27 protein-coding genes are annotated in these 22,687 nt (G+C 73.5%); 13 read left to right on the forward strand and 14 right to left on the reverse strand.

Going from position 1 to position 22,687, the window contains the following annotated elements; translation table 11 throughout:
* Positions 1–22: 22 nt before the first annotated feature.
* Positions 23–628 (reverse strand): CGNR zinc finger domain-containing protein, encoded by a 606-nt coding sequence (locus MRBLMG1_RS04170; protein ID WP_367820819.1) that lies wholly within the window; start codon positions 626–628, stop codon positions 23–25.
* An 81-nt stretch (positions 629–709) separates the two neighbouring features.
* On the opposite strand from MRBLMG1_RS04170, the gene MRBLMG1_RS04175 reads away from it, so the two are divergent.
* Complete coding sequence (locus MRBLMG1_RS04175) at positions 710–1,942, forward strand: MFS transporter (RefSeq protein ID WP_367820820.1); 1,233 nt, start codon at positions 710–712, stop codon at positions 1,940–1,942.
* On the opposite strand, the gene MRBLMG1_RS04180 is transcribed toward MRBLMG1_RS04175, so the two are convergent.
* From MRBLMG1_RS04180 to MRBLMG1_RS04190, 3 genes are all read right to left on the reverse strand, one after another.
* On the reverse strand, positions 1,866–2,204 hold the full coding sequence (locus MRBLMG1_RS04180) for an NIPSNAP family protein (protein ID WP_367820822.1): 339 nt from the start codon (positions 2,202–2,204) through the stop codon (positions 1,866–1,868). The genes MRBLMG1_RS04175 and MRBLMG1_RS04180 overlap by 77 nt on opposite strands.
* 48 nt (positions 2,205–2,252) lie before the next feature.
* A complete protein-coding gene (locus MRBLMG1_RS04185; RefSeq protein WP_367820824.1) occupies positions 2,253–3,455 on the reverse strand; it encodes an MFS transporter in 1,203 nt (400 codons plus the stop codon).
* Positions 3,456–3,536: 81 nt separating this feature from the next.
* Positions 3,537–3,860, reverse strand: a complete 324-nt coding sequence (locus MRBLMG1_RS04190; protein WP_367820826.1) for a plasmid stabilization protein — start codon at positions 3,858–3,860, stop codon at positions 3,537–3,539.
* Positions 3,861–4,017: 157 nt separating this feature from the next.
* Between MRBLMG1_RS04190 and MRBLMG1_RS04195 the strand changes: the two genes are divergently transcribed.
* Positions 4,018–6,315 carry a SpoIIE family protein phosphatase gene (locus tag MRBLMG1_RS04195; protein WP_367820828.1) on the forward strand — a complete coding sequence of 766 codons (2,298 nt, stop codon included), beginning with the start codon at positions 4,018–4,020 and terminating at the stop codon, positions 6,313–6,315.
* A gap of 126 nt (positions 6,316–6,441) precedes the next feature.
* Here MRBLMG1_RS04195 and MRBLMG1_RS04200 read toward each other — a convergent pair whose 3' ends face one another.
* From MRBLMG1_RS04200 to MRBLMG1_RS04210, 3 genes are all read right to left on the reverse strand, one after another.
* The gene (locus tag MRBLMG1_RS04200; RefSeq protein WP_367820829.1) at positions 6,442–9,513 is read right to left on the reverse strand and encodes a hybrid sensor histidine kinase/response regulator; all 3,072 of its coding nucleotides are present in this window, start codon (positions 9,511–9,513) and stop codon (positions 6,442–6,444) included.
* A gap of 63 nt (positions 9,514–9,576) precedes the next feature.
* Positions 9,577–10,038 carry an ATP-binding protein gene (locus tag MRBLMG1_RS04205; RefSeq protein WP_367820831.1) on the reverse strand — a complete coding sequence of 154 codons (462 nt, stop codon included), beginning with the start codon at positions 10,036–10,038 and terminating at the stop codon, positions 9,577–9,579.
* Positions 10,039–10,068: 30 nt separating this feature from the next.
* On the reverse strand, positions 10,069–10,470 hold the full coding sequence (locus tag MRBLMG1_RS04210) for an STAS domain-containing protein (RefSeq protein ID WP_367820833.1): 402 nt from the start codon (positions 10,468–10,470) through the stop codon (positions 10,069–10,071).
* Between the two features lie 211 nt (positions 10,471–10,681).
* Between MRBLMG1_RS04210 and MRBLMG1_RS04215 the strand changes: the two genes are divergently transcribed.
* Positions 10,682–11,101: an STAS domain-containing protein gene (locus MRBLMG1_RS04215; RefSeq protein WP_367820835.1), complete on the forward strand. Its 420-nt coding sequence runs from the start codon at positions 10,682–10,684 to the stop codon at positions 11,099–11,101.
* Complete coding sequence (locus MRBLMG1_RS04220; RefSeq protein WP_367820837.1) at positions 11,085–11,558, forward strand: ATP-binding protein; 474 nt, start codon at positions 11,085–11,087, stop codon at positions 11,556–11,558. The genes MRBLMG1_RS04215 and MRBLMG1_RS04220 overlap by 17 nt, the downstream gene beginning before the upstream one ends.
* Here the strand turns inward: MRBLMG1_RS04220 and MRBLMG1_RS04225 are convergent.
* Positions 11,506–12,426, reverse strand: coding sequence for a SigB/SigF/SigG family RNA polymerase sigma factor (locus MRBLMG1_RS04225; RefSeq protein ID WP_367820839.1), 921 nt, complete (start codon positions 12,424–12,426; stop codon positions 11,506–11,508). The two genes, MRBLMG1_RS04220 and MRBLMG1_RS04225, sit on opposite strands and share 53 nt — an antisense overlap.
* A gap of 210 nt (positions 12,427–12,636) precedes the next feature.
* Here MRBLMG1_RS04225 and MRBLMG1_RS04230 point away from each other — a divergent pair, with 210 nt between their 5' ends.
* The gene (locus MRBLMG1_RS04230; RefSeq protein ID WP_367820841.1) at positions 12,637–12,963 is read left to right on the forward strand and encodes a DUF3040 domain-containing protein; all 327 of its coding nucleotides are present in this window, start codon (positions 12,637–12,639) and stop codon (positions 12,961–12,963) included.
* Between the two features lie 110 nt (positions 12,964–13,073).
* Here the strand turns inward: MRBLMG1_RS04230 and MRBLMG1_RS04235 are convergent, their stop codons facing one another.
* Positions 13,074–13,229: a hydrophobic protein gene (locus MRBLMG1_RS04235; RefSeq protein ID WP_367820843.1), complete on the reverse strand. Its 156-nt coding sequence runs from the start codon at positions 13,227–13,229 to the stop codon at positions 13,074–13,076.
* A 189-nt stretch (positions 13,230–13,418) separates the two neighbouring features.
* Between MRBLMG1_RS04235 and MRBLMG1_RS04240 the strand changes: the two genes are divergently transcribed.
* Positions 13,419–14,126 (forward strand): type 1 glutamine amidotransferase domain-containing protein, encoded by a 708-nt coding sequence (locus MRBLMG1_RS04240; RefSeq protein ID WP_367820845.1) that lies wholly within the window; start codon positions 13,419–13,421, stop codon positions 14,124–14,126.
* Positions 14,126–14,314: a CsbD family protein gene (locus MRBLMG1_RS04245; protein ID WP_367820847.1), complete on the forward strand. Its 189-nt coding sequence runs from the start codon at positions 14,126–14,128 to the stop codon at positions 14,312–14,314. Before MRBLMG1_RS04240 ends, MRBLMG1_RS04245 begins: the two co-directional genes overlap by 1 nt.
* A gap of 78 nt (positions 14,315–14,392) precedes the next feature.
* On the opposite strand, the gene MRBLMG1_RS04250 is transcribed toward MRBLMG1_RS04245, so the two are convergent.
* The 5 genes from MRBLMG1_RS04250 to MRBLMG1_RS04270 form a co-directional block, all read right to left on the reverse strand.
* A complete protein-coding gene (locus MRBLMG1_RS04250; protein WP_367820849.1) occupies positions 14,393–15,130 on the reverse strand; it encodes a nucleotidyltransferase family protein in 738 nt (245 codons plus the stop codon).
* Positions 15,131–15,205: 75 nt separating this feature from the next.
* Entirely contained in the window at positions 15,206–16,273 is a 1,068-nt protein-coding gene (locus tag MRBLMG1_RS04255; RefSeq protein WP_367820851.1) for an iron-containing redox enzyme family protein, read from the reverse strand.
* Positions 16,270–16,668, reverse strand: coding sequence for a CDGSH iron-sulfur domain-containing protein (locus MRBLMG1_RS04260; RefSeq protein ID WP_367820853.1), 399 nt, complete (start codon positions 16,666–16,668; stop codon positions 16,270–16,272). The genes MRBLMG1_RS04255 and MRBLMG1_RS04260 overlap by 4 nt, the downstream gene beginning before the upstream one ends.
* 65 nt (positions 16,669–16,733) lie before the next feature.
* Positions 16,734–17,453 (reverse strand): HemK2/MTQ2 family protein methyltransferase, encoded by a 720-nt coding sequence (locus tag MRBLMG1_RS04265; RefSeq protein ID WP_367820855.1) that lies wholly within the window; start codon positions 17,451–17,453, stop codon positions 16,734–16,736.
* A gap of 43 nt (positions 17,454–17,496) precedes the next feature.
* Positions 17,497–18,615, reverse strand: coding sequence for a carboxylate-amine ligase (locus MRBLMG1_RS04270; RefSeq protein WP_367820857.1), 1,119 nt, complete (start codon positions 18,613–18,615; stop codon positions 17,497–17,499).
* Positions 18,616–18,834: 219 nt separating this feature from the next.
* On the opposite strand from MRBLMG1_RS04270, the gene MRBLMG1_RS04275 reads away from it, so the two are divergent.
* The 6 genes from MRBLMG1_RS04275 to MRBLMG1_RS04300 all read left to right on the forward strand — a co-directional run bounded on the left by MRBLMG1_RS04275 (position 18,835) and on the right by MRBLMG1_RS04300 (position 22,665).
* The gene (locus tag MRBLMG1_RS04275; RefSeq protein ID WP_367820859.1) at positions 18,835–19,308 is read left to right on the forward strand and encodes a hemerythrin domain-containing protein; all 474 of its coding nucleotides are present in this window, start codon (positions 18,835–18,837) and stop codon (positions 19,306–19,308) included.
* A gap of 91 nt (positions 19,309–19,399) precedes the next feature.
* Positions 19,400–19,585, forward strand: coding sequence for a hypothetical protein (locus MRBLMG1_RS04280; protein ID WP_367820860.1), 186 nt, complete (start codon positions 19,400–19,402; stop codon positions 19,583–19,585).
* A 163-nt stretch (positions 19,586–19,748) separates the two neighbouring features.
* The gene (locus tag MRBLMG1_RS04285; RefSeq protein ID WP_367820862.1) at positions 19,749–20,414 is read left to right on the forward strand and encodes an SRPBCC family protein; all 666 of its coding nucleotides are present in this window, start codon (positions 19,749–19,751) and stop codon (positions 20,412–20,414) included.
* 313 nt (positions 20,415–20,727) lie between these two features.
* Positions 20,728–21,693, forward strand: coding sequence for a TIGR03557 family F420-dependent LLM class oxidoreductase (locus tag MRBLMG1_RS04290; protein ID WP_367820864.1), 966 nt, complete (start codon positions 20,728–20,730; stop codon positions 21,691–21,693).
* Positions 21,694–21,703: 10 nt separating this feature from the next.
* Positions 21,704–22,417: an HAD family hydrolase gene (locus MRBLMG1_RS04295; protein ID WP_367820866.1), complete on the forward strand. Its 714-nt coding sequence runs from the start codon at positions 21,704–21,706 to the stop codon at positions 22,415–22,417.
* On the forward strand, positions 22,414–22,665 hold the full coding sequence (locus MRBLMG1_RS04300; protein ID WP_367820867.1) for a BON domain-containing protein: 252 nt from the start codon (positions 22,414–22,416) through the stop codon (positions 22,663–22,665). The genes MRBLMG1_RS04295 and MRBLMG1_RS04300 overlap by 4 nt, the downstream gene beginning before the upstream one ends.
* The last annotated feature ends 22 nt before the right edge of the window (positions 22,666–22,687 follow it).

A 22,687-nucleotide genomic window follows, 5' to 3' on the forward strand; every position in this document is an offset into this window, starting at 1 on the left:
CCACCGTCCGGCCCGGCGTGCCTCAGGGGGATCCGCCGCCTCCCTTCCGGGCGCGGAACGCGGCCGCCTTCGTGCGGTTCTGGCACGCCGTCGAGCAGAACTGGCGGGCGGCGTTGCGGGAGGTGTCGACGTAGACGCGGTCGCAGCGGTCGGCGTGGCAGACGCCGAGGCGTCCGGCGAGGCTGCCGCCCACGGCGAGGGCGAGGGCGGTGGCGCAGCCGGCGCTGTGTCCGGCGGCGAAGGAGTCGTCGGGGCCGTGGAAGTGCAGCTGCCAGGCGCTGCCGCCGCCGTCCCGGCCCGGGTCCGGGGCGCGGTCGAGGCGGGGGCGGGCGCCGCTGTCGTGGAGGAGGCCGTTGACGGTGGTGGCGGCGTCGTCGAGATCGCCGTCGTGCATGGCCTGGAAGACCCGGCGCATGGCGCGGGCGGCGGTGGCCAGGTACTCGGCCTGGGGGGCGTCGATGATGCGCGGCAGCGAGCCCGCGGTGTCCGACACGGCGTCCTCGACGGCGCGGGGGAGGTCGGCGCCGCGGGGTACGGCGTAGGGGCGGCCGCGCGCCTCCCCGTCGGTCAGGGTGTTCACGAGCGATACGGCGTGTTCCAGCAGTACCGCGACGTGACTGTCGAACATCACTTGACCAGTCACTCCCTCGATGGCTAGCGTTCGTGACTGACATTACTCGATTCGACAGTCACGCGAAGGGGCGGTGGCATGCCGCGGACCGTATGGCTCCTGGTGGCGGCGCGGGCGGTCAACCGGCTTGGGGCCTTCTCGCTGCCCTTCCTGACCGTCCTGATCAGCACGGAGTTCGGGGCCGGCGTCACCACCGCGGGCCTGCTCTCGGCGGGCTTCGGGCTCGCGACGATCCCGTCGCGACTGGCCGGGGCCCGCCTCGCGCGCGGCATCGGGCGACGCCGCACCATCGTGCTCGGCCTCACCGGATGCGCCGTCGCGCAACTCGGGATCGCGGCGTCCGGGTCGCTGGTCGCGGTGGCGGTCTTCGCGGTGCTCCTCGGCCTGGCCTTCGAGCTGTACGAACCGCCGAGCCAGGCACTGATCGCGGACGCGGTCGGCCCCTCCGAACGGGTCCGCGCCTACAGCCTCTTCAACGCCGCCCTCGCGGCGGGCGGCACCGGCGCGGGCCTCATCGCGGCGGCCCTGGGCCGCTGGGACCTGCGCTGGCTCTTCGTCGTGGACGCGGCCACCTGCCTGCTCTCCGCGCTGATCCTGCGCATCGCCCTGCCCGCCGACCACGCCGGGCCCGCGGACCGTACCGACCATCCCGACCGCGCCGACCATGCCGAGCCCGTACGGCCCTGGCGGGACCGGGCGCTCAGGGCCGTGTTCCTGTCGGGGACGCTGTTCGCGCTCGTCACCACGACGATCACGATGGGGCTGCCCCTGACGCTCGCGCGCCGCGGCCTCGAACCCGCGGACGCGGGGCTGCTGTTCACCGCGTCGGCGGTGACGGTGGTCGCCGCGCAGCCGGCCCTGCGGCTGCGCCGCCTCGCGTCGCTGTCGGACTCCGGGGCCATCGCGTTCGGCCACGTGCTGCTCGCGGTCGGCCTGGCGGGGTACGCCGTGGCGTCGACCCTGCCGGCGTTCCTGGCGGCCACGGTGCTGTGGAGCCTCGGTGACGTGCTCGTCCTCGGGCGGGTCCTGACCGTGGTGGCGGACCTGGCGCCGCGCGGCGGCGCTGACGGCTATCTGGCCGCGTACGGCATCAGCTGGGGCATCGCCACGGTCGCGGCGCCGGTCACCTCGACCCAGCTGCTCGCACACGTCGGGGCCGGGGCGCTGTGGACCGGCGCCGCGGTCCTGTGCCTCGCCCTGGCGGCGGCGCAGCGGCTCGTGGTCGGGCCGCTCGTCAGTGCCCCTGGGCGCCGTCCGACGGAGCGGCGTCGAGGTCGAGCGGGCGCAGGAAGCGGCGCTCGTAGCGCTTGATGCAGCGGGTGGTGCGGGCCAGTTCGAAGGCCTCCTGGCACTCCGCGTCGGTGGCGCTGGCCTTCCGGTAGACCTCGTACTCGGCGAGTCCGGGGAAGGAGAACAGGGCGTAGGCGATGTCGCTGTCGCCCTCGCTCGGCAGGAAGTAGCCGTGGTGGGTACCGCCGAAGCGGTTGACGAGGGTGACCCAGCGGCGGCCGTACTCCTCGAAGTCGTCGAGCTTGTCGGGGTCGATCTCGTACTTCAGATGAATGGTGATCATGCCCTCAGTGTCGCCGACCCGCGCCGGGGGACCGCCAGGGGCACCCCTTCACCCGCGGTCGGCCGCTTCGGTCCGCACCGGCCTGCGGAGCAGGTAGGCGGCGGCGGAGGCGACGAGGAGCAGCATGCAGGCGGTGAAGACCAGGCCCGCCCGTTCGAGGCCGAGGGGATCGGAGAGGAGGCCGACGCCGATCACCGGGATGGAGATGCCGGTGTACGCGACGACGAAGAGGGTCGAGATCACCGCCGCGCGGCGGTCCGGCGGCGCGGCGCCCGCGACGGCGGAGAGCGCGGCGCGGAAGGACAGGCCCTGTCCGGCGCCGCCGACGACGGCGGCCAGGACCACGAGCGCCAGGAGCTCGGTGGCGAGGGCGCCGGCGAGGAACGACAGGCCGGCGAAGAGGACGGCGCAGCCCAGCGGGAGGGAGCGGGCCACTCCGACGCGTCCGACGGCGAGTTGTCCCGCCGTGGACGCGAAGAAGGCGAGTGCGACGATCAGGCCGCTCACGGCGTGGTCGTCCACGTGGAGGTAGCGGGCGAGGAACGCCGGGCTGACCGAGGTGAACACTCCGAACAGGGCGAAACCCACGAACGCGGCGATGGCCGCCGGCACGAACACGGGGCGGACGCGTGCGGGAAGCGCCGGCTTCTGCGGCCGTACGGCGGTCAGGGGCCGGAGCTCCCGCACGGTCTCCGGCAGCCGCAGCAGGACGACGGCCGACACGGCGACCAGGGCGAGGTGGACGGCGAACGGCAGCAGCAGGGGCTCGGGCGCGTACTCCGCGAGCACCCCGGCGAGCAGGGGGCCGCAGCCGAGGCCGCCCATGTTGGCGGCCGTCGCGACCAGCGTCGCCCGGGACGCGCCGCCCGGCGGGGCCAGGTCCATGACGTACGCGGTGGCGGCGCCGGTGAACAGTCCGGCCGAAAGACCCGACAGGAGCCGGCCCGCGTACAGCCAGCCGAGGCCTTGCGCGCACAGGAAGCAGACGGCGCTCACCGCCGCGAAACCGAGACCCCACAGCAGCGTCGGCCGCCTGCCGATCGTGTCCGACGCGTTGCCCGCGAGGAGCAGCACGCCGATCACCCCGAAGGCGTACACGGCGTACACCACGGTCACGGTCAGCTCGGAGAACCCGAACTCCTCCTGGTACAGGGGATACAGCGGCGTCGGCAGCGTCGTGCCGGTCATCCCCACCACGAACACGGCCCCGGCGAGCAGACACCGGAGCCACCCCTGACGATCACCGACCATGCCGCCGACCGTAACCCCGCCGACGGCTCCCGTCGTGGTGACGCGACCCCGCGATCGGGTTCATCGCGGGCCGGGGGCCGATCAGTGGCCCAGGGACCGCTTCAGCTCGTCCTTGTTCATGGAGGAGCGGCCGTGCAGGTTGCGGCGCTGGGCCTCGGCGTACAGCTGGTCGTACGTCGGGCCCTGCGAGCCGCTGTGCGAGCGCAGGCCGCCGCGGCGCGAGGAGGACATATCCTCGATCGAGCTCTTGCTGGCCGTCTTCGACTCGCCCGCCCGGGCCCGCTCCTTGTTGACCGTGCGTGCCGCGATCTCCTCGGCGTGCTCCTCGCTCTCGCCGCGGTCCAGGACGCTCTCCTTGATGTGCTCGTACTGGCGCTCGCGCTTGGCGTTCGATCCGCGGGGCATGGCCCTCTCCTCTCCGGCCCGGAAGCCCCCGGGCCGCAAGGGGCGGATGCCCCCTTCCTCCCGTAATAGTCGGAGTGAGGGGACTCGCGCGCGTAGAATCCGGAACGCGGGCGCGGGAACGTCCCTGGCGTCCGCGAGGTGGCGGACGGAGGACGTCGTGACCGGTTCCGCGGGGTACCAGGGGTCGCCGCGTGGCGCCCTGGTCGACCCGGGATTCGCCGGGCTCACCGCCGAGAACCGCTGGCTGCGCACCCGGCACGCCCAGCGCCACCTCCTCGACCTCGCCACCGGGGTGCTCGCGGCCCAGATGCGGCTGCCGCCGACCGAGGCGGCGGAGTACCTGGAGTCGCTGGCCGGGGCGACCGGTCTGTCCGCCGAGGACATCGCCGCGGACGTCGTGAACGCGGTGGCCGCGGACGGCGGACCTTTCGTGACCGCCCTCCCCGGGAGCGGCGGCCACGCCGGGGAGCACCTCGCCGAGCGTCGGTGGGTGCGCCGCACCGCCGCGGCGGCGGAGACCTCCGACACGGCGGGCGAGGCCGCGCGGACCCTGCTGGACGGCGGGCTCTCATCGATCGGCGCGGACAGCCTCTGGCTGTGGCGGCACACGGGCCCCGGCTGCCTGCGCCTCGCCGGGCACGCGGGCGTGGGCGCCGCCGAGGCCGTGGCCTGGCAGTGGATTCCCCCGGCGGCTCCGGAACCCTTCCGGACCGTCCTCGCCGGCAACGCCCCCGTGTGGCTGGAGGAGGGGCCGGCCGACGGCGTGCTGCTGCCGGGTCCCGCCCCCGACGCGGCCCGCGCCCTGCTGCCGCTGAGCCGGCGTGACAGGACCGTCGGGGTCGCGCTGGTCGGCTGGCCGGGCCCCGCGGCCCTCGACGCGGCGGCACGGCGGGCCGTCACGGGACTCCTGGAGGTCGCGGGCACCGTACTGGACGCCGAGGACCCCGGCCCGCCGCTGCCCGTACTCGTCGACGTGCTGGACTCCCTCGCGCATCCGGCGGCGCTCCTCCGCACGCGCGGGACGTCCGGGGCGGCGTCCGTGGAGCACCTCAACGACGACGCGGTCACCGCACTCGGCGGCGCCGCCCCCGCCTCCGGTTCCTCCCTCGCCCGCGCCTTCCCCGTGGTCCACGCCGAACTCGCCCGGCTGACCCGGCGGGCCCTCGCCACCACCCGCGTCCAGCGGGCCGCACGACTGCCCGCGGCGCCCCGCACCGGCGAAGCCCCGCCGATGCTCGACGTGCGCGTCCTGCCCGCCGGCGAGGACCACGCCGTGGTGTTGTGGCACACCACGGGCGCACCCGGCCCCGCCACGGCCCGGGCCGTCGCCAGGCTGCAGGGCGTGGCTCCCTTCCAGGACAGCCTCACCGGTGGCGAGACGGTGTGGGCACCGCAGGCGTACGGCATCCTCGGCATGGACCGCGGCGAGACGCCGATCCCCCTGCCCGGCCTGCGCGAGCGCGTCCACCGGGACGACGGCGACGCCCTGACGGAGCTGCTGACCACGCTGACCGAGCGGCAGACGGGCGCCCAGACGGTCCTGCGGATCGTGCTCCCCGACGGGACCGTGCGCCACGTGCGCGTGGCGGCGGAGCCGCTGATAGACGAGGGGGCGGTCGCCGGGATCGCCGGGGTGTACCAGGACGTCTCGGACAGCCGCCGCACCGAGGCCGCGCTGACGGCGACCTTCGACCACCTCACCGCACTCCACGACCAGGCGGAGCTGCGCCACCAGCTGGCGCTCCAGCTCCAGCAGGCGATCGTGCCCGAGGTCCCCGGCATCCAGGAACTGCCCGGCGACCTCGTGGTGGCCGCCCGCTACCGGCCCGCCGCGGAGGAGTACCGGGTCGGCGGCGACTGGTACGACGTCCTCGCCCTGCCCACCGGCAAGATCCTGGTCGCCGTCGGAGACATCGCGGGACACGGCATCGACTCCGTCACCGGCATGGTCGCGCTCCGCAACGCCCAGCGCGCCCTCGCGTTCACCGGCCACTCGGCCCGCCGGCTCATGGGCTGGCTCAACGAGGTCACCCTGCGCACCGGCGGCGGCACCACGGCGACGGCGGTGTGCGCGCTGTACGACCCCGAGGACCACGGCCTCGTCTGGTCGAGCGCCGGCCACCTGCCCATGCTGCTGCTCCGCGAAGGCCGCGCACGGCTCCTCGACCCACCGCAGGACATCCTGCTCGGCGCGGTCCCCGGGTACGCCTACCGGGAGCAGCGGATCGGGCTGCGCCCGGGCGACACGCTTCTCCTGTACACGGACGGGCTGGTGGAGCGCCGCCACGCCGGTCTCGACGAGGGCCTCGCCCTGCTCGCCGCCGACGCCGAGCGCCTCGCGGACCGCGAGCCCGACGAGCTCGTCGACGAACTGCTCAGCACGGCGACGGGGGACACCGACGACGACACCAGCCTCGTCGCCGTGCACGTGCGGGGCAGGCCGTCCGAGCGGTGAGGACCCGCCGGGAATCACCCCCTCGGGCTCGCCGGGAACCACCCCTGTTAACGGCCGCCAGGAACCCCCATACGCCCGCCAGGACCCCCGTACGTCCGCCGGGAACCAACCCCCCTCGCGTCCGCGTCAGCCCGTGAGCCAGGCGCTGATCTTGGCTGCCAGCTCCTCCCCGTCGACCGGCTTGGACACGTAGTCGTCGGCTCCCGCCGCCAGCGCCTCGGCGCGGTCGCCCGGCATGGCCTTCGCGGTGACCGCGATGACGGGGAGACGCGCGCGGCCCGGCATGCTTCTGATGGCCTGGATCGCGGTGTAGCCGTCCATCCCGGCCATCATGACGTCCATCAGCACGAGCCGGACCTCGTCGTGCGCCGCGAGCAGGTCCAGGCCCGCGTGGCCGCTGTCGGCCGTGAGGACGCGCAGGCCGTGCCCTTCGAGGACCTCGGTGAGGGCGAAGACGTTGCGGGCGTCGTCGTCGACGACGAGCACGGTGGTGTGCCCGGCAGGCCAGGTCGTACCGGCGTCGGCTTCGGGGTGGGACGCGGATCCGGTTGCGGACCCGGCCTCGGATCCGGCTTCGGAGGGGGAGCCGGCGCCGGATCCGGCTGTGGGTTCGGTGTCCGGTCCGGCCGCCGGTCCGGCCGCCGGACCGGTGTCCGGGTGCGGCTCCGAAGTCGGGGCCGTCCCGTCGGGGGATGGCCGTGACGCCGGCAGGGAGTGGGACGTGGGCAGGTAGAACGTGAAGGTGCTGCCGTGGCCGGGGCTGCTCGTCGCCTCGATGGTGCCGCCGAGGAGCCCGGCCACCTCGCGGCTGATGGACAGCCCCAGGCCGGTACCTCCGTAGCGCCGGGCGGCGGTGCCGTCGCCCTGTTGGAACGCCTCGAAGACGTGCCGGATCTGCCCGGCGGGGATGCCGATGCCGGTGTCGGTGATGCGGAAGGCGAGGACGGGCGGGCCGTCGAGGAGCGCGGGCGGCGTCTCGTCGGGGGAGGCGTGCTCGACCGTGAGCGCGACCCGGCCCTCGTCGGTGAACTTCAGAGCGTTGGACAGGAGGTTGCGCAGGATCTGGCGGAGTCTCGCCTCGTCGCTGTTCAGCTCGGCGGGCACGTCGTCGGCGACGGTGACCGTGTACGAGAGCCGCCGCTCGTCGGCGACCGGCCCGAAGGTCGCCTCCAGGTACTCCGTGAGCTGGCGGAGGGGGAAGGACTCGTGCCGGATGTCCATCTTCCCCGCCTCGACCTTCGACAGGTCGAGGATGTCGTTGATGAGCTGGAGCAGGTCGGATCCGGCGGAGTGGATGACCTCGGCGTAGTCGACCTGCTTCTCCGTCAGGTTGCCCGCGCCGTTCTGGGCGAGCAGCCGGGCCAGGATCAGCAGGCTGTTGAGCGGGGTGCGCAGTTCGTGGCTCATGTTGGCGAGGAACTCGGACTTGTACAGGGAGGTGCGGGACAGCTGCTGGGCCCGTTCCTCCAGCTCCTGGCGCGCCTGCTCGATGACGAGGTTCTTGGATTCGATGTCCTTGTTGCGCTCGGCGAGGAGGGCGGCTTGCTCTTTCAACTCGGCGTTGGAGAGCTGGAGTTCCTGCTGCCGCGTCTGCAACTCCTTGGAGCGGGAGCGGAGTTCGTCGGCAAGGCGACGGTACTGGCCGAGGAGTTCGTCGGTGCGGAGGTTGGCGACCAGTGAGCTGAGGACGGCTCCCGCACTGTCCACGAACCGGTCGAGGAACTCGCGCCGCACGCCGGTGAAGGGGCGGAGCGAGGCGAACTCGAGCGCTCCGAGGACCTGTTCCTCGACGACGATCGGCAGGACGATCAGTGTGCTCGGCTCGCCGGAACCCGTCCCCGAGGCGATGGTGGCGTAGCCGGCGGGCACCTGCTCGACGACGAGGGCCCGCCGGTCGCGGGCCGCCTGCCCGACCAGGGACTGGCCGAGGAGGAAGCGGCGCGGTGGCGCGTCCGGGGCGTCGGGGGACCCGTAGGCGGCGGTCATGACGAGCTCGGTGCCCCGCTCGCCTTCGCCGGCGAGGAAGAACGCGCCGTACTGGGCGGCGACCAGCGGCGGCACCTCGGCCATGATCAGTTCGGCGATCTCGGGCAGGCCGCGGGTGCCCTGCAGGAGACCGGTGATCCGGGCGAGGTTGGTCTGGAGCCAGTCCTGCTCCTCGTTGGCCCGGGTGGTCGCCCGCAGCGACTCGACCATCGAGTTGATGTTGTCGCGCAGGTCCCTGACCTCGCCGGGCGCGTCGACCGTGATGGAACGGGTCAGGTCGCCCTCGGCGACGGCACTGGTGACCTCGGCGATGGCGCGGACCTGACGCGTCAGGTTCCCGGCGAGTTCGTTGACGTTCTCGGTGAGCCGTTTCCAGGTGCCGGAGACGCCCTCGACCTCGGCCTGGCCGCCGAGTTTGCCCTCGGTGCCGACCTCGCGGGCGACGCGGGTGACCTCGGCGGCGAACGACGACAGCTGGTCGACCATCGTGTTGATGGTGGTCTTGAGTTCGAGGATCTCGCCACGCGCGGAGACGTCGATGCGGCTGGTCAGGTCGCCCTGGGCGACGGCGGTGGTGACCTGGGCGATGTTCCGCACCTGGTTGGTGAGGTTGTCGGCCATGGAGTTGACGTTGTCGGTGAGGTCCTTCCAGGTGCCGGAGACCCCGTGGACGGTGGCCTGGCCGCCGAGTTTGCCCTCCGTGCCCACCTCCCTGGCCACCCGGGTGACCTCCTCGGCGAACGACGAGAGCCGGTCGACCATGGTGTTGATGGTCTCCTTCAGCTCCAGGATCTCGCCGCGCGCGTCCACCCTGATCTTCCGGGTGAGGTCCCCGAGGGCGACCGCGGTGGCCACCTGGGCGATGGACCGCACCTGGGACGTGAGGTTGTCGGCCATCGTGTTGACGCCGGACGTCAGCTCCCGCCACACCCCCCGCGCCCCGGGCTCCCGGATCCGGCCGCCGAGCAGCCCCTGGCCGCCGACCTCGCCGGCGACCCGGGTGACCTCCGAGGTGACCAGGGAGAGCTGCCCGACCATGTCGTTGTAGACGCCGGCGATCTCGCCGTGGATGCCGCCGCCGGCCTCGGGAAGCCGGACCGACAGGTCCCCGTCCCGTACGGCAGTGAGACCGGCGAGCAGTCGGCGCAGGCCGTCCTCGCCCGGCTCCCCGTGCGGCGGCTCCGCGCCGGGGTGTGGTCTGCGCTGTGTCATGGAGGACCTCGCACAGGGCGACGCGGTACGGGCCGGGTGCCGGGTGCACCGCGGTGTCCCGCGTCACCCCTCCACTGTAGGGCGGTGGTGATCCCCGGGCCCGGGCAGCACCACCACCTCGAACCAGACCGCTTTCCCCCCGCCCCGGGGGAACCAGCCCCAGGCGGCCGAGAGGCGCTCCAGGAGATACAGGCCGTGCCCCGAGGAGCGGCCGGCCCGGTGCGGGCCGTGCGGCCGGGGCCGTAGCGGACTCGTGTCGCTGACCCGGACCCACAGCCTTCCGTCGGTCCGGTCCAGGCACAGTTCGTACGGCACGCCCCCGTGGGTGCATGCGTTCGTGACGACCTCGGAGACCAGCAGCAGGGCGTCGTCGACGGCGACCCGCCCGGGCGCGCCGTCCGGACCGAACCACTCGCTCAGTGCCCGCCGGGTGTGCTCACGGCACGCCCGCACCGCTCCGTCCCCGTCCGCCAGCGCGAAGCGGCGGCTCCGGGAGGTCGTGGGCGGTACCTGCGGATGGGTCATGAGCTGCGCTCTTCCTCGGCCCGCGGGCCGCTATGCGGACGACCGTCGATCACGCAGGGCGATCTCGGCGTCCTCGTACACCCGGAAGATCTGCCGCGCGCCGGTGATCTCGAACATCCGGTCCACCGGAGGGCGCAGGCCGGCGAGGTCCACCCGCCCGCCCTCGGCCAGGTGCCGCAGCCGGGCCCTCAGCAGCAGGTTCAGTCCGGTGGAGTCACAGAACCCCAGGCCGGAGCAGTCGACGACCAAGCGTCCGCGCGCGGAGTTCTCCTCCAGGGCGTTCCGCAGCGGCGCGGCCGTGTCGTGGTCGAGCTCCCCGCTCAGGAGCAGGAGCACGGTGCCGGGGCCCGCGTCGCGACGACGCTCCACGGCCAGCCGCCCCGGCGGCGGGGCGTGGCGTGACGATGCGGAAGGACGGAGGGATGCACTCATGGCTCGTTCCTGACGGCTCCTGACTGTCGGTGGGCCACTGCCCACCCCCGGCGCGTGTATGCCCTGCCCCGGCCCACGCCTCCTGGTACGCCTTCCTTCCCTGTCTGAGCGCACCCCGCGGCGCGCCGTCCAGGTGACCGGAATGCATTGAAACCACCCCCTCCGGGAAGGGGGTAAAAAGGGTGAAAGGCGCGATGAGGGTGGTGAGGTCATGCGGGACGAAGGGCCGGCGGAGCCGGCCACCGGGCCCGGGCCCGATCGCTTCGGTGTCGCCGTCCGGCCGGTGCCGGAGACGGACACCGTCGTCCTGGCCCTCGTGGGGGAGCTCGACCGCGACACCGTCCGGCCGCTGTGGCAGGCGGTGGAGGAGTGCCCGCAGAGCGGGAGGATCCTCGTCGACTGCTCCGGACTCGGGTTTTGCGACTCGTCCGGGCTGAACGCGCTGCTCAGGGCCCGACTCCGGGCCCTGGAGGCCGGTGGGTGTGTGGAACTCGCCGGGCTGCGTGCGCCGGTCGACCGGATGTTCGAGATCACCGGCGCCCGTGGAGTGTTCCGTGTGTACGGAAGCATGGCCGAGGCACTGTCCGAGCGCGGCCACGGAAGCGACGGGGCTCATGGCACAGAACGCTGAGGTCCCCCCGGGTCAGGTCCGCAGGCTGGTGCTGAACGGCACCCGGGGCGTGGTGGCCCGCTGCCGGGACTTCACCGCCGAGGCGCTCGCCGACTGGGGGTGGGTCCCGCCGGAGGACGAGGAGGCCGGGCGACGGGTGGAGGACGTCCTGCTCCTGGTCTCGGAGGTCGTCACGAACGCCTGCCTGCACGCCGGCGGCCCGGAGGAGCTGGTGCTGCGCCACGGGCACGGGCGGCTCCGGGTCGAGGTGGCCGATGCCAGCCCCGAGCATCCGCGCGTCCAGGTGCCCCGGTCGCCGGGGCTTCCCGGCGGGCACGGTCTGATGGTGCTCGACCGGCTCGCCGGCGACTGGGGCACCGAGGACAAGGCGCCGGGGCGCATGGGGAAAGTGGTGTGGCTGGAGGTCAGCCGTCCGTCCCGGCCTCCGTGGCGCCGTCCTGGAGCAGGCCTCTCCTGAGCTCACCGAGGATCCGGGTGAGCAGACGCGAGACGTGCATCTGGGAGAGGCCGACCCGGCGGCCTATCTCCGCCTGGGTGAGTTCCTCCCCGAAACGCAGCTCGAGGATGCGCCGGTCGCGGTCGTCGAGCCGGGCGAGCAGCGGTCGCAGCGAGGTCAGCGACTCGATCAGCTCGTAGGACGGCTCGGAGCTGGCCAGGTGCCGTGCGTGGGTCCTGGACGCCGCGTCCTCGTCGCCCACCGGCGTGTCCAGGGAGCGGGCGGCGTAGCCGTGGGCCGCGAGCTGGCCCTCCGCGACCTCCTCCTCCGTCACGTGCAGCCGTGCCGCCAGTTCCGCCTGGCTGGGACGGCGCCCCAGGCCCTGCTCCAGGCCGTCGGCCGCCTTCGCGAGGTCGATCCGCAGCTCCTGGAGGCGACGGGGCACCCGGACCGCCCAACTGGTGTCCCGGAAGAAGCGCTTCATCTCGCCGACGATCGTCGGCAGCGCGAACGCGGAGAAGTCGACCGCGCGGTCGGGGTCGAACCGGTCGATCGCCTTGATCAGGCCGATCGTGCCCACCTGGACGATGTCCTCGGCCGGCTCGGCGCGGTTCCTGAACCTGCGGGCGGCGAACTTCACCAGACTGAGGTTGAGCTCCACCAGGGTGTTGCGGACGTACGCGTACTCCGGCGTTCCCTCCTCAAGGGCCCGCAGACGTGCGAAGAGGGCGACGGACAGGGTCCGCGCGTCGCCCGTGGAGAAGCTGGTCGGACGGACCGGCTCGGGGAGTCCGCCCAGCGCCGCGTGGCGTGTCGCCGCCCCTGCGCCGCCCACGGGTTCCGGGGTGCGCTCGGGAGAGGTGTCGGAGTGTGTTCCGGCGGTGGACATGAGGGCCCCTTCGACGGTGGCGGTGGGCCTGCGCCGCTGTGTCAGAAGGTGCGGCGGGGTCCGTCGGTCGAGCGTCTGGGGGAATGATGCCCGCTATGGCGCGATTCGACACTGTTTCGCGGGGAATCCGTAGAGGTGCGACGCTTATGGCGTCGGCCGACGATGCCGGGCCCCTCACCGAGGGACCGGGATCGGGAGGAGGTGTCCGCGATGGACGAGGCCCGACTCTCGGCGCGTGAGCAACGCGTTCTGGCGGAGATCGAGGAACAGCTCGACCGCGACGAGCCGCTCGCCCGCCACCTTCGCACGATGCGACGCGGCCCCCGGCTGCGCCTGCCCTCGCGCTCCGGTGACCACCATCGGCTCCCCGCGCTCGGAGCCCTCACCCTCACCCTGCTCGTCCTCGCCGTCGCCACCGAGGCCCCGCTGCTGATCTGGCTGTTCGCGGCCTCCTGGGTGCTGACCCTGGTCGCCCTCCTCAGCCTCGTCATCCGCTGGTCGCGCCGCCGGGCGACGACATCCCACCGGACCGAGTGAGGCACCCCGCGGACCAGGTCAGGCCGCCACCGACCCGCCACCTCGAACACCTTGTGCGCGCCCCGGACCAAGTCCGGGGCGCGCACAAGGTGTTCGTATGCGAGTCCGACTCACCAGCGGTACCAGCGGCCGTTGCCGCTCCGCATCAGGAAGCCGAGCAGCCACAGCACGAGCACGGCTATGGCGACGTACCAGAGCACTTCCACGGCGAATCCCGCGCCGAAGAGCACCAGGATCAGAAGGAGTACGAGAAGAAGGGGAACCATGGCGGCACCTCCGCTGCCTCCGAGGCCTGCCGGTCGTCCTCGGCGCGAGGGCACTCGGTACGTCCGCGCGTGCCCCCTATCTCCAGGAACATGCGCGGCGACCGCAACACACCCGAGGACGTTTGAGCATCGGCTGCGGGGTGAGGCGCAGAGGTGGCGGGGGGATTCGACGCCGGAGAGGAACGCACCGTGTCGACCGCAGGAAAGCCCGAGGGGAAGCCCGAAGGAAAGCCCGAAGGAAAGCCGCCCGACGTCCGGTCCGACGCACAGACCGACCGACAGACAGACGAACAGACCGACGCCCAGTCCGGTGGAACGCTCGCCGGAAAGGCCGTACTCGTCCTCACGACGAACTACGGAACGGAGCAGGACGAGCTGCGGAAACCGGTCGTCGCTCTGCGCGAGGCCGGTGCGCGCGTCACGGTCGCGGCGCAGAAGGACGCGGAGATCCGGACCCTGGTCTCGGACCGCAGGCCCGGTGACGTCGTCCGGCCGGACACCACCCTGGCGAAGGCGGCGGCCGACGACTTCGACGCCGTGATCGTGCCGGGCGGCACGCTGAACGCCGACCGGCTGCGTACCGACGACGAGGCACGACGCCTCCTCTCCGCCTTCGCCGACGCCGGCAAACCGGTCGCCGCCATCTGCCACGGACCCTGGATCCTCGTGGAGGCCGGCCTCGCCCGGGGCCGCGAACTCACGTCGTACCCGTCGCTCCGCACCGACCTCGAGAACGCGGGCGGCACGTGGCTTGACCGCGCCGTCGTCGTCGACACCACCGGACGCCACCCCCTGATCACCTCCCGCACGCCGGGCGACCTCGACGCGTTCGCGTCCGCCATCGTCCGGACCCTCGACGAGGGCGGGACCCCGGTCGACCAGAAAGGAACCCACTGATGCGCAAGAGCGACATGGAAAAGGGCAAGGGCAAGATCAAGGAGACCGTGGGCAAGGCCACGGGCAACGAGCGGATGGAGGCCGAGGGCAAGGGCGACCAGATGAAGGGAAAGGTCCAGGAGGTCGCCGACAAGGCGCGTGAACGCGCCGCGAAGTCCCCCGACGAACTGAAGCGACGCACCTCCTAGGCAGAGCCGTACGGGCCCCCGGCGGACACCGCCGGGGGCCCGTACGGCTTCGGGCGCACCGAGCCGCGACGGACGAGCTCACGTGGCGTCGCCCGGGGCCAGCACGTCCATCAGTTCGAGCAGGTACAGGAAGGCGACGGCCATCGGCGCGTCGGCGGTGTCGCGGCGGACCCGTGCCCAGTCGACCCGCTCGCGCAGGCCGCGCGCCACCGGCAGCAGGGCGCCGAAGTCGCAGTGGTGCTCGGAGAGCGCGAGCAGACGGCAGACCATGAGGTCGGTCGGGGCGAGCACCGGCATGTGGACGGAGTCGACCGGCATGGTCGTGGCACGGGCGAGGAGTTCGGTCGTCACGGGCCGGCCGGCGAGGGCGAAGATCAGATCGATCTCCTCGCCGCCCGCACGTGCCTTGACGAGCCAGTCCTCGGGCGGTTCGACGATGCGGATCCCGCGCTCGCGCAGCGACCGGGTGACGAGTTCGGCGTCCTCCCGGCGCACGGCGAAGTCCGTGTCGTGCTGGAGGCGGACGGGGATGCCGTGCGCGTACGCGGCGACACTGCCGACCAGGGCGAACGGGCAGCCGGACGCCTTGAGTACGGCGCCGACCTCCTTCGTCGCCTCCAGGATCGCCTGGGTGTGGTCGGGGGGCAGTGCCCGCGCGGTGACGCGTTCCCCCGCACTCGCCGCCCCGCCTCCGGGAGCCTCCGACGGCTCCGCCGGAACCGGACTGTCGGCGGGCGCGTGGGCCGCACGCCCGTGCGCGGAGCGTGCCGCTCCGTCCGCCGCGCGGTACGGGGCCGGGCCCTCCGTGAGGTTCATGGCCTGCTCCTGTCCTCGTCGCCGGTCACGTCGCCCCCCTTCGGGACCGCCCTGGTCCACCCCGCACGCCCCTCGTCACCGGGCGCCTCTCCCGACCCGCCGGGCCTCGCCGGTGGGTGTCGGCAGGAGGGCGCGGCCGTCGGACGGGGTGCGCAGCGCGGTCTCGCCCCGGGACCAGGCTTCCGTGACGTGGCGGGCGAGGCTGTCCTCCACGAGGCAGGTCGCGGCGATGCCGAAGGCGACGTCGGGGGCGAGGCCGGGGTCGTCGTCGAGGAGGCCGCCGACGACCTCGCGGCGTACCAGCTGCTCGTGGACGGCGTCGGCCTCCACGTGTTCGTCGTAGTACCGCGCGGCGGCGGGACCCGCGCCGGTCCGGCGCATCGCCTCGGCGAGGCGGGCGGCGGCGGGCGGCGACGTCGTCTCCAGGACGGCGAAGTGCCCGACGAGTGCTCCGCGCAGCCTGCGGTGCAGCCCGAGGAACGACATCAGGTTCGAGGCCGCCAGCGTCTCGGCGCCGGCCGCGTCGACGTACCGTCCGTACGACGGGTCGAGGTCCAGGTCGGTCATCAGGTCCGCGTAGAGCTGGGAGTGCATCCGCTCGGCACGCCCGCAGCCGTACTCGTCGTACTCGATCGCGACCATGGCCGCCTTGGCGCGGCCGTTCAGCCGGGGGACGACCCACAGGTGCGGGTCGGCCTCCCTGAGCTGGTGCACGGAGCGCAGCGCCGCGTACTCGCGCAGCGGCCACGCCTCTCCGCCGGAGAGGAGGAAACGGGACACGCCGGTGCCGTCGACCGGCTCCATGAGCAGTGCGGCCAGTGCCTCGTCCGCGGGAGGCGCGTCCCGGCAGTCGTGCCGCAGGGCGCTCTCGAAGCGGTGTTCCAGGAGGGCCCGGACCCTCAGCAGGTCGGGGTCCCATTCGAGGGTGTCGGGGACGCCGGCGAAGCCCCGGTAGTGCAGCTCGTAGCTGAGGTGCAGGGTGAGGTGCAGATCCTCGCCGTACGGGGAGCAGCGCGCGATCTCCGTTTCCCCGGGCAGCTGTCCCGGGCCGCCGAGCAGCCGGTTCCGCACCGCGTCGGACACGGTGCCGCGGGCTTCGGGGATCTCGGGCGCCGTCGTGACGGGCGGATGGACGAGGGTCATGACGGGTCGACCTCCCCGGCCCGCTGCCCGCCGTCGTCTCCCGGTGCGGCGGGTTCCGGCCGCTTCGCGGGGCCGGCGGCCCGCGAGCGGACGCGTCGCCGCAGGTGCGGGCGGTGGCTCGTGTCGCAGAACGGCGCCCGCAGGGTCCGCCGGCAGGTACAGAGCGCGATCACGGGCCGCTCGCAGTGGATCACCGACCCGTCCGGCATGACGATCTCCACGGGCCCCTCGACGAGCATCGGCCCTTCGGGGAGCGGCTGGATGCGGGGAGGCGCCGCGCGGGGCCCGGAGAGGCGGGGGCCGTCCGCGTCCGCCGGGAGCCCTTGCGGGGTCTCGGGGCCGGCCGACTCGCGCACCCTGGTCCGAGGGGCGTTCCCGCCCGGGGAAGAAGACATCGCACACCACCGATCGCATCCGACTGCGCGGACATCGCGCGTGTGCCCGGCTCGCCGGATCCCAATCACGGGCGGAAGGCCCGGATGACCACCAAGTCCTCGGTACGTGTGCCCGGAGCCACCAGTCCCCGGTCCGCGAACCAGTCCGCCCGGGCCGACATCACCGGCCCGAACGGCTGCGTGACGCGCTCCACGACACGAGCGCGCAGCCCGCCGCGTCCGAGCGCGTCCAGGGTGCCGGCGATGCCGGAGAGCGATGACTGGACGAGGAGCAGGACTCCGGAGCGCGTCAGGAGGCGGGGCACCCGGGCGCAGACACGATCGAGGAGCAGCCGCCCGTCCGGCCCCGCGTCCCAGCTCCTGCGGGGGCCTCCGGACGGCGCCTCGGCGTCCTCGCTCGGCACGTACGGCGGGTTCACGGTGATCAGGTCGAAGCGCTCGTGCCGCACCGGAACGTCCAGGTCGCCGCGGAGCGCGCGGATCCGGCAGCCGTGCAGCAGCGCGTTGAGCCGCGCGCTGGCGACCGCGGCGAGCGACACGTCCACGGCGGTCGCCCGCGCGCCGCGCAGCGCGGCCACGACGGCGAGGACGCCGGTACCCGTGCACAGGTCGAGGGAGCGGACTCCCGGGCCCAGTTCCTCGCGCCGCAGCTGCTCCATCAGGAGCCCGGTGTCGCCCTGGGGCGCGTACACCCCGGGCAGTCGGCACACCCGCGGGGCGTACGGCCTCGGCGGACGGGTCGCTCCGGCGCGGACGGCCGGTCGCTCGAACGGGGCGGTACGCATGTGGCTCAGCGCCCCACCGTCGAACCGCGCGGCACGCATGTGATCAGCGCCCCACCGTGGCCGCGGCCAGCGAGTCCACCACCGCGCTGAGGCGGCCGAGCCGGTGGAAGACGGCACGCTGACGTGCCGCGCCGCCGCCGTCCGTACCGATCCGCTCCCACTGGTCGCGCACCCACGCGAGGTCGCCGGTGGCCTCCAGCCCCTGCCTGGCGAAGTCGATCAGCCCGTCCACGAGGGCCACGGCGGGCCGCTCCCGGCCGTCCGACGGGTCGAGGCCCGTCCCGGCGAGCCCCTGGGCGGCGGCGAGCCGGTGGGCGCGGAGCAGGCTCGCGCGGGGGACCCGGGGCGGCGGAACCGAGGCGTCGACGCGCGGCAGCAGGGTCGCGGCCAGCCCCCGGACCAGAATCGCGAGCAGGACCACCGTGTCGAGGTCCGCGTTGGCGTCCGCGACCCTCACCTCGAGCGTCGGCACGTGTTCCGACGGCCGGGCGTGCCAGTACACCATGCGGTTGTCGAGCAGTGTGCCGTCCTCGACGAGCCGCGACACATGGGCCAGGTACTGCGCCTCGTCGAGAACCGGCGTCGGGCCGACGGTCGGCCACCGCGCGTGTTCCACGGCGCGCCAGCTCTCGTATCCCGTGTCACGGCGGCCGGCGAACGGCGAGTTCCCGGCCAGCGCCTGCAGGACGGGCAGCCATGGCCGCAGGTGCTGTGCCAGGGCCAGGGCGCGCTCCCGGTCCAGCGTCCCGATGTGGACGTGGCATCCGCAGACCAGCCCGTCGTCACGGGCCGTCCCGTCCCCCCTGGTCACCAGCGGAGCGAAGCGCCGGGCCATCAGCCGGTAACGGTCGGTGTCCGTGACCGTCAGCGGAACCTCCGGAGGCAGTACGGGAGTGCCGCACGCGACGGGCATGCAGCGCTCCTGCCGCGCCGCCTTCCCCACCACCGTCCGCAGCCAGGAGAGTTCGTCCCGCAGGTCGCCCCGGCTTGCGGTGGGCTCGGTGCAGATCTCGATCTGCGCGGTGAACAACTCCGCCTGCACCTGTTCACCGAGCTGGCGCGCGGCACGCCGGATCACCGCCGGCGCCCGGTTCGCGGGCGCCCGCGTCATCCGGTCCACCAGCACGAACTCTTCCTCGACGCCCATCGTCAGGATCTTCATCGCGCGCTCCTCGCCTCGGCCCCGCGACTACCCGCCGCCGGTGACCTCATGCCGTTTCGCCCCCGCCTCCGCGGGCAGCCGCCGGCCGGGTGACACCCGGCACCGCGGCACAGCTCGCCGAGTCCGCGGGACCGGGTTCGGGCGCCGCCGCACCGGGTAGTCGCGGGTGCGGACCGCACCGGCCGACCGGCCGCGCGTCGAGGCGAGAAAGGGTTCGTGATGGACGGGATCGTGTTGCTCCGCGAGGACCACAAGAACGTGGAAAAGCTGTTCAAGGAATTCGAACGGGCAGGTGACGACGCGCTGTCGGAGAAGGGCGACATCGCCCGGCAGGTCGTCCGGGAACTCACCACCCACGCCTGGATCGAGGAGAAGGTCTTCTACCCGGCGGCCCGCGAGGCCGCCCCCGAGACCACCGACCACGTCCTCGAAAGCGTGGAGGAGCACCACGCCGTGCTCTGGATGCTCTCCGAACTGGACGGGCTCGACCCCTCGGACGAGCGCTTCGACGCGAAGATGACCGTCCTGATGGAGAACGTGCGCCACCACGTCGAGGAGGAGGAGCAGGACTGGTTCCCCGACGTGCGCAAGGCCATGGGGCGCAACCGCCTCCGCGAACTCGGCGAGCGCATGGAAGCGGCCCGGAAGGACGCGCCGGAGAGCCCGCTGGACGTTCCGAGCGCCGACGCCTGAGGGCGGTGGGAGAACACGCCGCTTCGTCGTCTATTCGGCGCCGCGGCGGGTAGTCGGCCTCGTGAGCACAGGACCGTGAGGAGGCCCCGAGATGAGAGGGAACGCCGACGGAAGGACGGCAGGCGAGCGGCGCGCGCTCAGCGACGAGCAGTTCCTGAGGCTGATGCGGGAGGCACGTGCCGAGGCACGCCGCGGGTTCCTCGGCGAACCTCCCCGGGGGGAAGCGGACTTCGCGCTGCGGACGCAGCACGCCGAGTTCGGTGCCGCCGCCCACTGACCGGGTGGGATGACGAGTCCGCCAGGCGCCCCCGCGAGGGGCGCCTCGCTCCGTCCGGGGCGGGCGGAGCGCCCCGGACGCATCCCTCATGTATGAGCCCGATGACGCCGGGTACGCGCCGAGGGAGCCCGCAGAGTGCGTGACGGCACGAGGAGGCAAGGACATGAGCAAGGTCGAGCAGACCATCGACGTGGACGTTCCGGTGCGGAGCGCGTACGACCAGTGGACGCAGTTCGAGGATTTCCCGCGCTTCATGGAGGGCGTCGAGGAAGTCCGGCAGCTCGACGACCGGCACTGCCACTGGCAGACGAAGGTCGCCGGCGTGCGGCGCGAGTTCGACACCGAGATCGTCGACCAGCTCCCCGACGAGCGGATCGCCTGGCGCAGCACGGGCGAAGGGATACGGCAGAAGGGCGTCGTCAGCTTCCAGTCGCTGGACGCCGACCACACCCGCGTCCGCCTGGCCATGGACGTGGAGCCCGACGGCATGGCGGAGAAGGCCGCGAACGCCCTCGGCATGCTGGACCGGCGTGTGAAGGGCGACCTCAAGCGGTTCAAGGGGTTCATCGAGGACCACGAACAGGCGACCGGCGGCTGGCGCGGCCGCATCCGCCCGCAGGACGCCGACGTGCCCACCTCGACCGGGGTGCCGATGGGCGAGGAACCCGGCCCCATGGGGGACGAGACCGTCGACCCGATGGGTGGTGAGGGACCCGGTCCGATGCGGGAGGAGCCCGGATCGACGGGCGACCCCGACCGGACGCGCCGATCCCCGGGCATGGAGTCATGGCCGCTCCCGCCCGGCCCCGGCGACCCGGGAACGCGCTGACCAGGGAGGGAGCTCCGCGCCCCTGGTTTCCGACTGTCCTCGGGGCGCGGCGCTTCCGGTGCCGACCGCCGGGTCCTTCCTGCCGGCCGCTGACGACCGCCCCGGGCGCACCGCCCGGGGCGGCGCGGCGCGCGAGACGCCGTATCGCGTGCGCGAGGGCCGGGAGGGGCAGGGGCCGGGATCGCGTCCTGCCGTCCGCGCGCTCCGGCGGACGCGCTGGACCGGGGCGGGTGACCGGAAGCTGTCGGCGCGGATCCCCCACCAGCGCGTCGGGGCCCGTTTCAGGACCCCCGGTCGTGGCAAGTCGCCGGGCATGATGCGCATCGGGTACACCATGATGACCGAGCAGGCAGGCCCGCGTGAGCTGGTGGAGCACGTGGTCGAGGCGGAGCGGGTGGGGTTCGACTTCTCCGTGATCTCGGACCACTCGTTTCCGTGGCTGGAGTCGCTGGGGCACGCCCCGTACGCGTGGAGCGTCCTCGGGGCGGCGGCGCAGGCGACGTCCACGATTCCGCTGATGAGCTTCGTGACCTGCCCGACCTTCCGCTACCACCCCGCGGTGATCGCGCAGAAGGCGGCGACCGTCCAGCAGCTGTCCGAGGGCCGCTTCCGGCTCGGCCTGGGGTCGGGCGAGAACCTGAACGAGCACGTCGTGGGCGCGGGCTGGCCCTCGGCACGGGTCCGGCTGGCCATGCTGGACGAGGCTGTCGAGATCATCCGCGCCCTGTTCACCGGCGCGTACGTGACCCGGAACGGCCGGTACTTCCAGGTCGCGGACGCGCGCCTGTGGGACGTGCCCGACGATCCGCCGCCCCTCGGCATCGCGGCGTCGGGCCCGCGCTCGTGCGCGCTCGCCGGACGCCACGGCGACCTGCTGATCGCGACGGAGCCGAAGCGCGAACTGGTGGACGCCTTCGACGCCCAGGGCGGCGCGGGCAAGCCGCGTGTCGGTCAGCTGCCCATCTGCTACGACACCGACCGGGAGGCCGCCGTGGCCCGTGCGCACGAGCAGTTCCGGTGGGCCCTGGGCGGCTGGCGGCTCAACGCGGAACTGCCGCTGCCTGTGGGCTTCGCGCAGGCTTCCGAGCACACCCGCCCGGAGGACGTGGCGAAGAGCATCCCGTGCGGGGACGACGTCGGTGCGGTCGCCGACGCGGTCCGGCCCTTCGCGGAGGCCGGGTTCACCGAGCTCGCCCTCCTCCAGATCGGCGGAGACCGGCAACTGCCGTTCCTGCACTGGGCGGAGACGACCCTGCTGCCCGCCCTCCGTGACCTCTAGGGAGCAGGCCATGACCCGCGCCGCGCTCTTCGACGTCGACGGGACCCTCGTCGACTCCAACCACCTGCACGTCGTGGCCTGGTGGGAGGCCCTGCGGCAGGGCGGCCACCAGGTGTCCACCCACGCCGTACACCGGGCGATCGGACTGCCGGGGGAGCAGCTCCTCGACCACCTGCTCGGCCGGGACCGCGACCGCTCGCACGACGACCGTCTCAGCGGCGCCCACGACACCCTCTACGGAACGTTCTTCGAACGACTCCAGGCCTTCGACCGGGCCGCGGACCTGCTGCGCGCGCTCGCGGACGACGGATGGCGGATCGTCCTGGTGACCTCGGCCAAGGACCGGGAACTGACGGCCCTGCGCCGGGCTCTCGACGCCGACGACGTCGTCACGGCCACCGCCACCGCCGACGACGTCGAGCGGGGCAAGCCGGCCCCCGACCCGATCGAGCACGCCCTCTCACTCGTCGACGTCGACCCCGACCGGGCCGTGTTCGTCGGGGACAGCGTCTGGGACATGAAGGCCGCGCGCCACGCCGGCGTGGTCCGCGCCGGACTGCTCTGCGGCGGTATCCCGCGCGCCGATCTGACCGAGGCCGGCGCGGCCGCCGTCTACGACGACCCCGGCGACCTCCTCGACCACCTGGCCACCAGCCCCTTCGCCGGTGCGCGGGTGCCGGAGGCCGTACGGACGGATGGACGGACGGACGGAGGGACACGATGACCGCCCACGAGAGCGAATACCGGATAGCGCGGTTCAGGGACCGGCTGGCACGCGGGGAGGTGGCCGAGCTCGGGGTGCGGGTCGAGGTGCGGGGCGAGGCCGTACTGCTGACGGGGACGGTGCCGACCGCGGACCGCCGTGACGAGATCGTGCGGATCGCGGTCGTGGAGCTGGACGGCATTCCGGTCCGGCAGGACCTGCTGGTCGCCTGTGCCGACCCTCCCGACCGGCCCGAGGAGCTGCTGTGACCGCGCACGGAGAACCGAGCGG

The sequence above is a fragment of the Streptomyces sp. LMG1-1-1.1 genome (assembly GCF_040815545.1).
In the GTDB taxonomy this organism is placed as follows: Bacteria; Actinomycetota; Actinomycetes; order Streptomycetales; family Streptomycetaceae; genus Streptomyces.

Excerpts from the sequence above, each read along its gene's own strand:
- MRBLMG1_RS04180 (WP_367820822.1), bottom strand. The coding sequence starts at position 2,204 with ATGATCACCATTCATCTGAAGTACGAGATCGACCCCGACAAGCTCGAC.
- MRBLMG1_RS04220 (WP_367820837.1), top strand. The coding sequence starts at position 11,085 with ATGGCACAGAACGCTGAGGTCCCCCCGGGTCAGGTCCGCAGGCTGGTG.
- MRBLMG1_RS04225 (WP_367820839.1), bottom strand. The coding sequence starts at position 12,426 with ATGTCCACCGCCGGAACACACTCCGACACCTCTCCCGAGCGCACCCCG.
- MRBLMG1_RS04190 (WP_367820826.1), bottom strand. The coding sequence starts at position 3,860 with ATGCCCCGCGGATCGAACGCCAAGCGCGAGCGCCAGTACGAGCACATC.
- MRBLMG1_RS04210 (WP_367820833.1), bottom strand. The coding sequence starts at position 10,470 with ATGAGTGCATCCCTCCGTCCTTCCGCATCGTCACGCCACGCCCCGCCG.
- MRBLMG1_RS04230 (WP_367820841.1), top strand. The coding sequence starts at position 12,637 with ATGGACGAGGCCCGACTCTCGGCGCGTGAGCAACGCGTTCTGGCGGAG.
- MRBLMG1_RS04175 (WP_367820820.1), top strand. The coding sequence starts at position 710 with ATGCCGCGGACCGTATGGCTCCTGGTGGCGGCGCGGGCGGTCAACCGG.
- MRBLMG1_RS04275 (WP_367820859.1), top strand. The coding sequence starts at position 18,835 with ATGGACGGGATCGTGTTGCTCCGCGAGGACCACAAGAACGTGGAAAAG.
- MRBLMG1_RS04255 (WP_367820851.1), bottom strand. The coding sequence starts at position 16,273 with ATGACCCTCGTCCATCCGCCCGTCACGACGGCGCCCGAGATCCCCGAA.
- MRBLMG1_RS04245 (WP_367820847.1), top strand. The coding sequence starts at position 14,126 with ATGCGCAAGAGCGACATGGAAAAGGGCAAGGGCAAGATCAAGGAGACC.
- MRBLMG1_RS04250 (WP_367820849.1), bottom strand. The coding sequence starts at position 15,130 with ATGAACCTCACGGAGGGCCCGGCCCCGTACCGCGCGGCGGACGGAGCG.
- MRBLMG1_RS04215 (WP_367820835.1), top strand. The coding sequence starts at position 10,682 with ATGCGGGACGAAGGGCCGGCGGAGCCGGCCACCGGGCCCGGGCCCGAT.
- MRBLMG1_RS04280 (WP_367820860.1), top strand. The coding sequence starts at position 19,400 with ATGAGAGGGAACGCCGACGGAAGGACGGCAGGCGAGCGGCGCGCGCTC.
- MRBLMG1_RS04170 (WP_367820819.1), bottom strand. The coding sequence starts at position 628 with ATGTTCGACAGTCACGTCGCGGTACTGCTGGAACACGCCGTATCGCTC.
- MRBLMG1_RS04185 (WP_367820824.1), bottom strand. The coding sequence starts at position 3,455 with ATGGTCGGTGATCGTCAGGGGTGGCTCCGGTGTCTGCTCGCCGGGGCC.
- MRBLMG1_RS04235 (WP_367820843.1), bottom strand. The coding sequence starts at position 13,229 with ATGGTTCCCCTTCTTCTCGTACTCCTTCTGATCCTGGTGCTCTTCGGC.
- MRBLMG1_RS04300 (WP_367820867.1), top strand. The coding sequence starts at position 22,414 with ATGACCGCCCACGAGAGCGAATACCGGATAGCGCGGTTCAGGGACCGG.
- MRBLMG1_RS04295 (WP_367820866.1), top strand. The coding sequence starts at position 21,704 with ATGACCCGCGCCGCGCTCTTCGACGTCGACGGGACCCTCGTCGACTCC.
- MRBLMG1_RS04285 (WP_367820862.1), top strand. The coding sequence starts at position 19,749 with ATGAGCAAGGTCGAGCAGACCATCGACGTGGACGTTCCGGTGCGGAGC.
- MRBLMG1_RS04270 (WP_367820857.1), bottom strand. The coding sequence starts at position 18,615 with ATGAAGATCCTGACGATGGGCGTCGAGGAAGAGTTCGTGCTGGTGGAC.
- MRBLMG1_RS04290 (WP_367820864.1), top strand. The coding sequence starts at position 20,728 with ATGATGCGCATCGGGTACACCATGATGACCGAGCAGGCAGGCCCGCGT.
- MRBLMG1_RS04200 (WP_367820829.1), bottom strand. The coding sequence starts at position 9,513 with ATGACACAGCGCAGACCACACCCCGGCGCGGAGCCGCCGCACGGGGAG.
- MRBLMG1_RS04260 (WP_367820853.1), bottom strand. The coding sequence starts at position 16,668 with ATGTCTTCTTCCCCGGGCGGGAACGCCCCTCGGACCAGGGTGCGCGAG.
- MRBLMG1_RS04205 (WP_367820831.1), bottom strand. The coding sequence starts at position 10,038 with ATGACCCATCCGCAGGTACCGCCCACGACCTCCCGGAGCCGCCGCTTC.
- MRBLMG1_RS04265 (WP_367820855.1), bottom strand. The coding sequence starts at position 17,453 with ATGCGTACCGCCCCGTTCGAGCGACCGGCCGTCCGCGCCGGAGCGACC.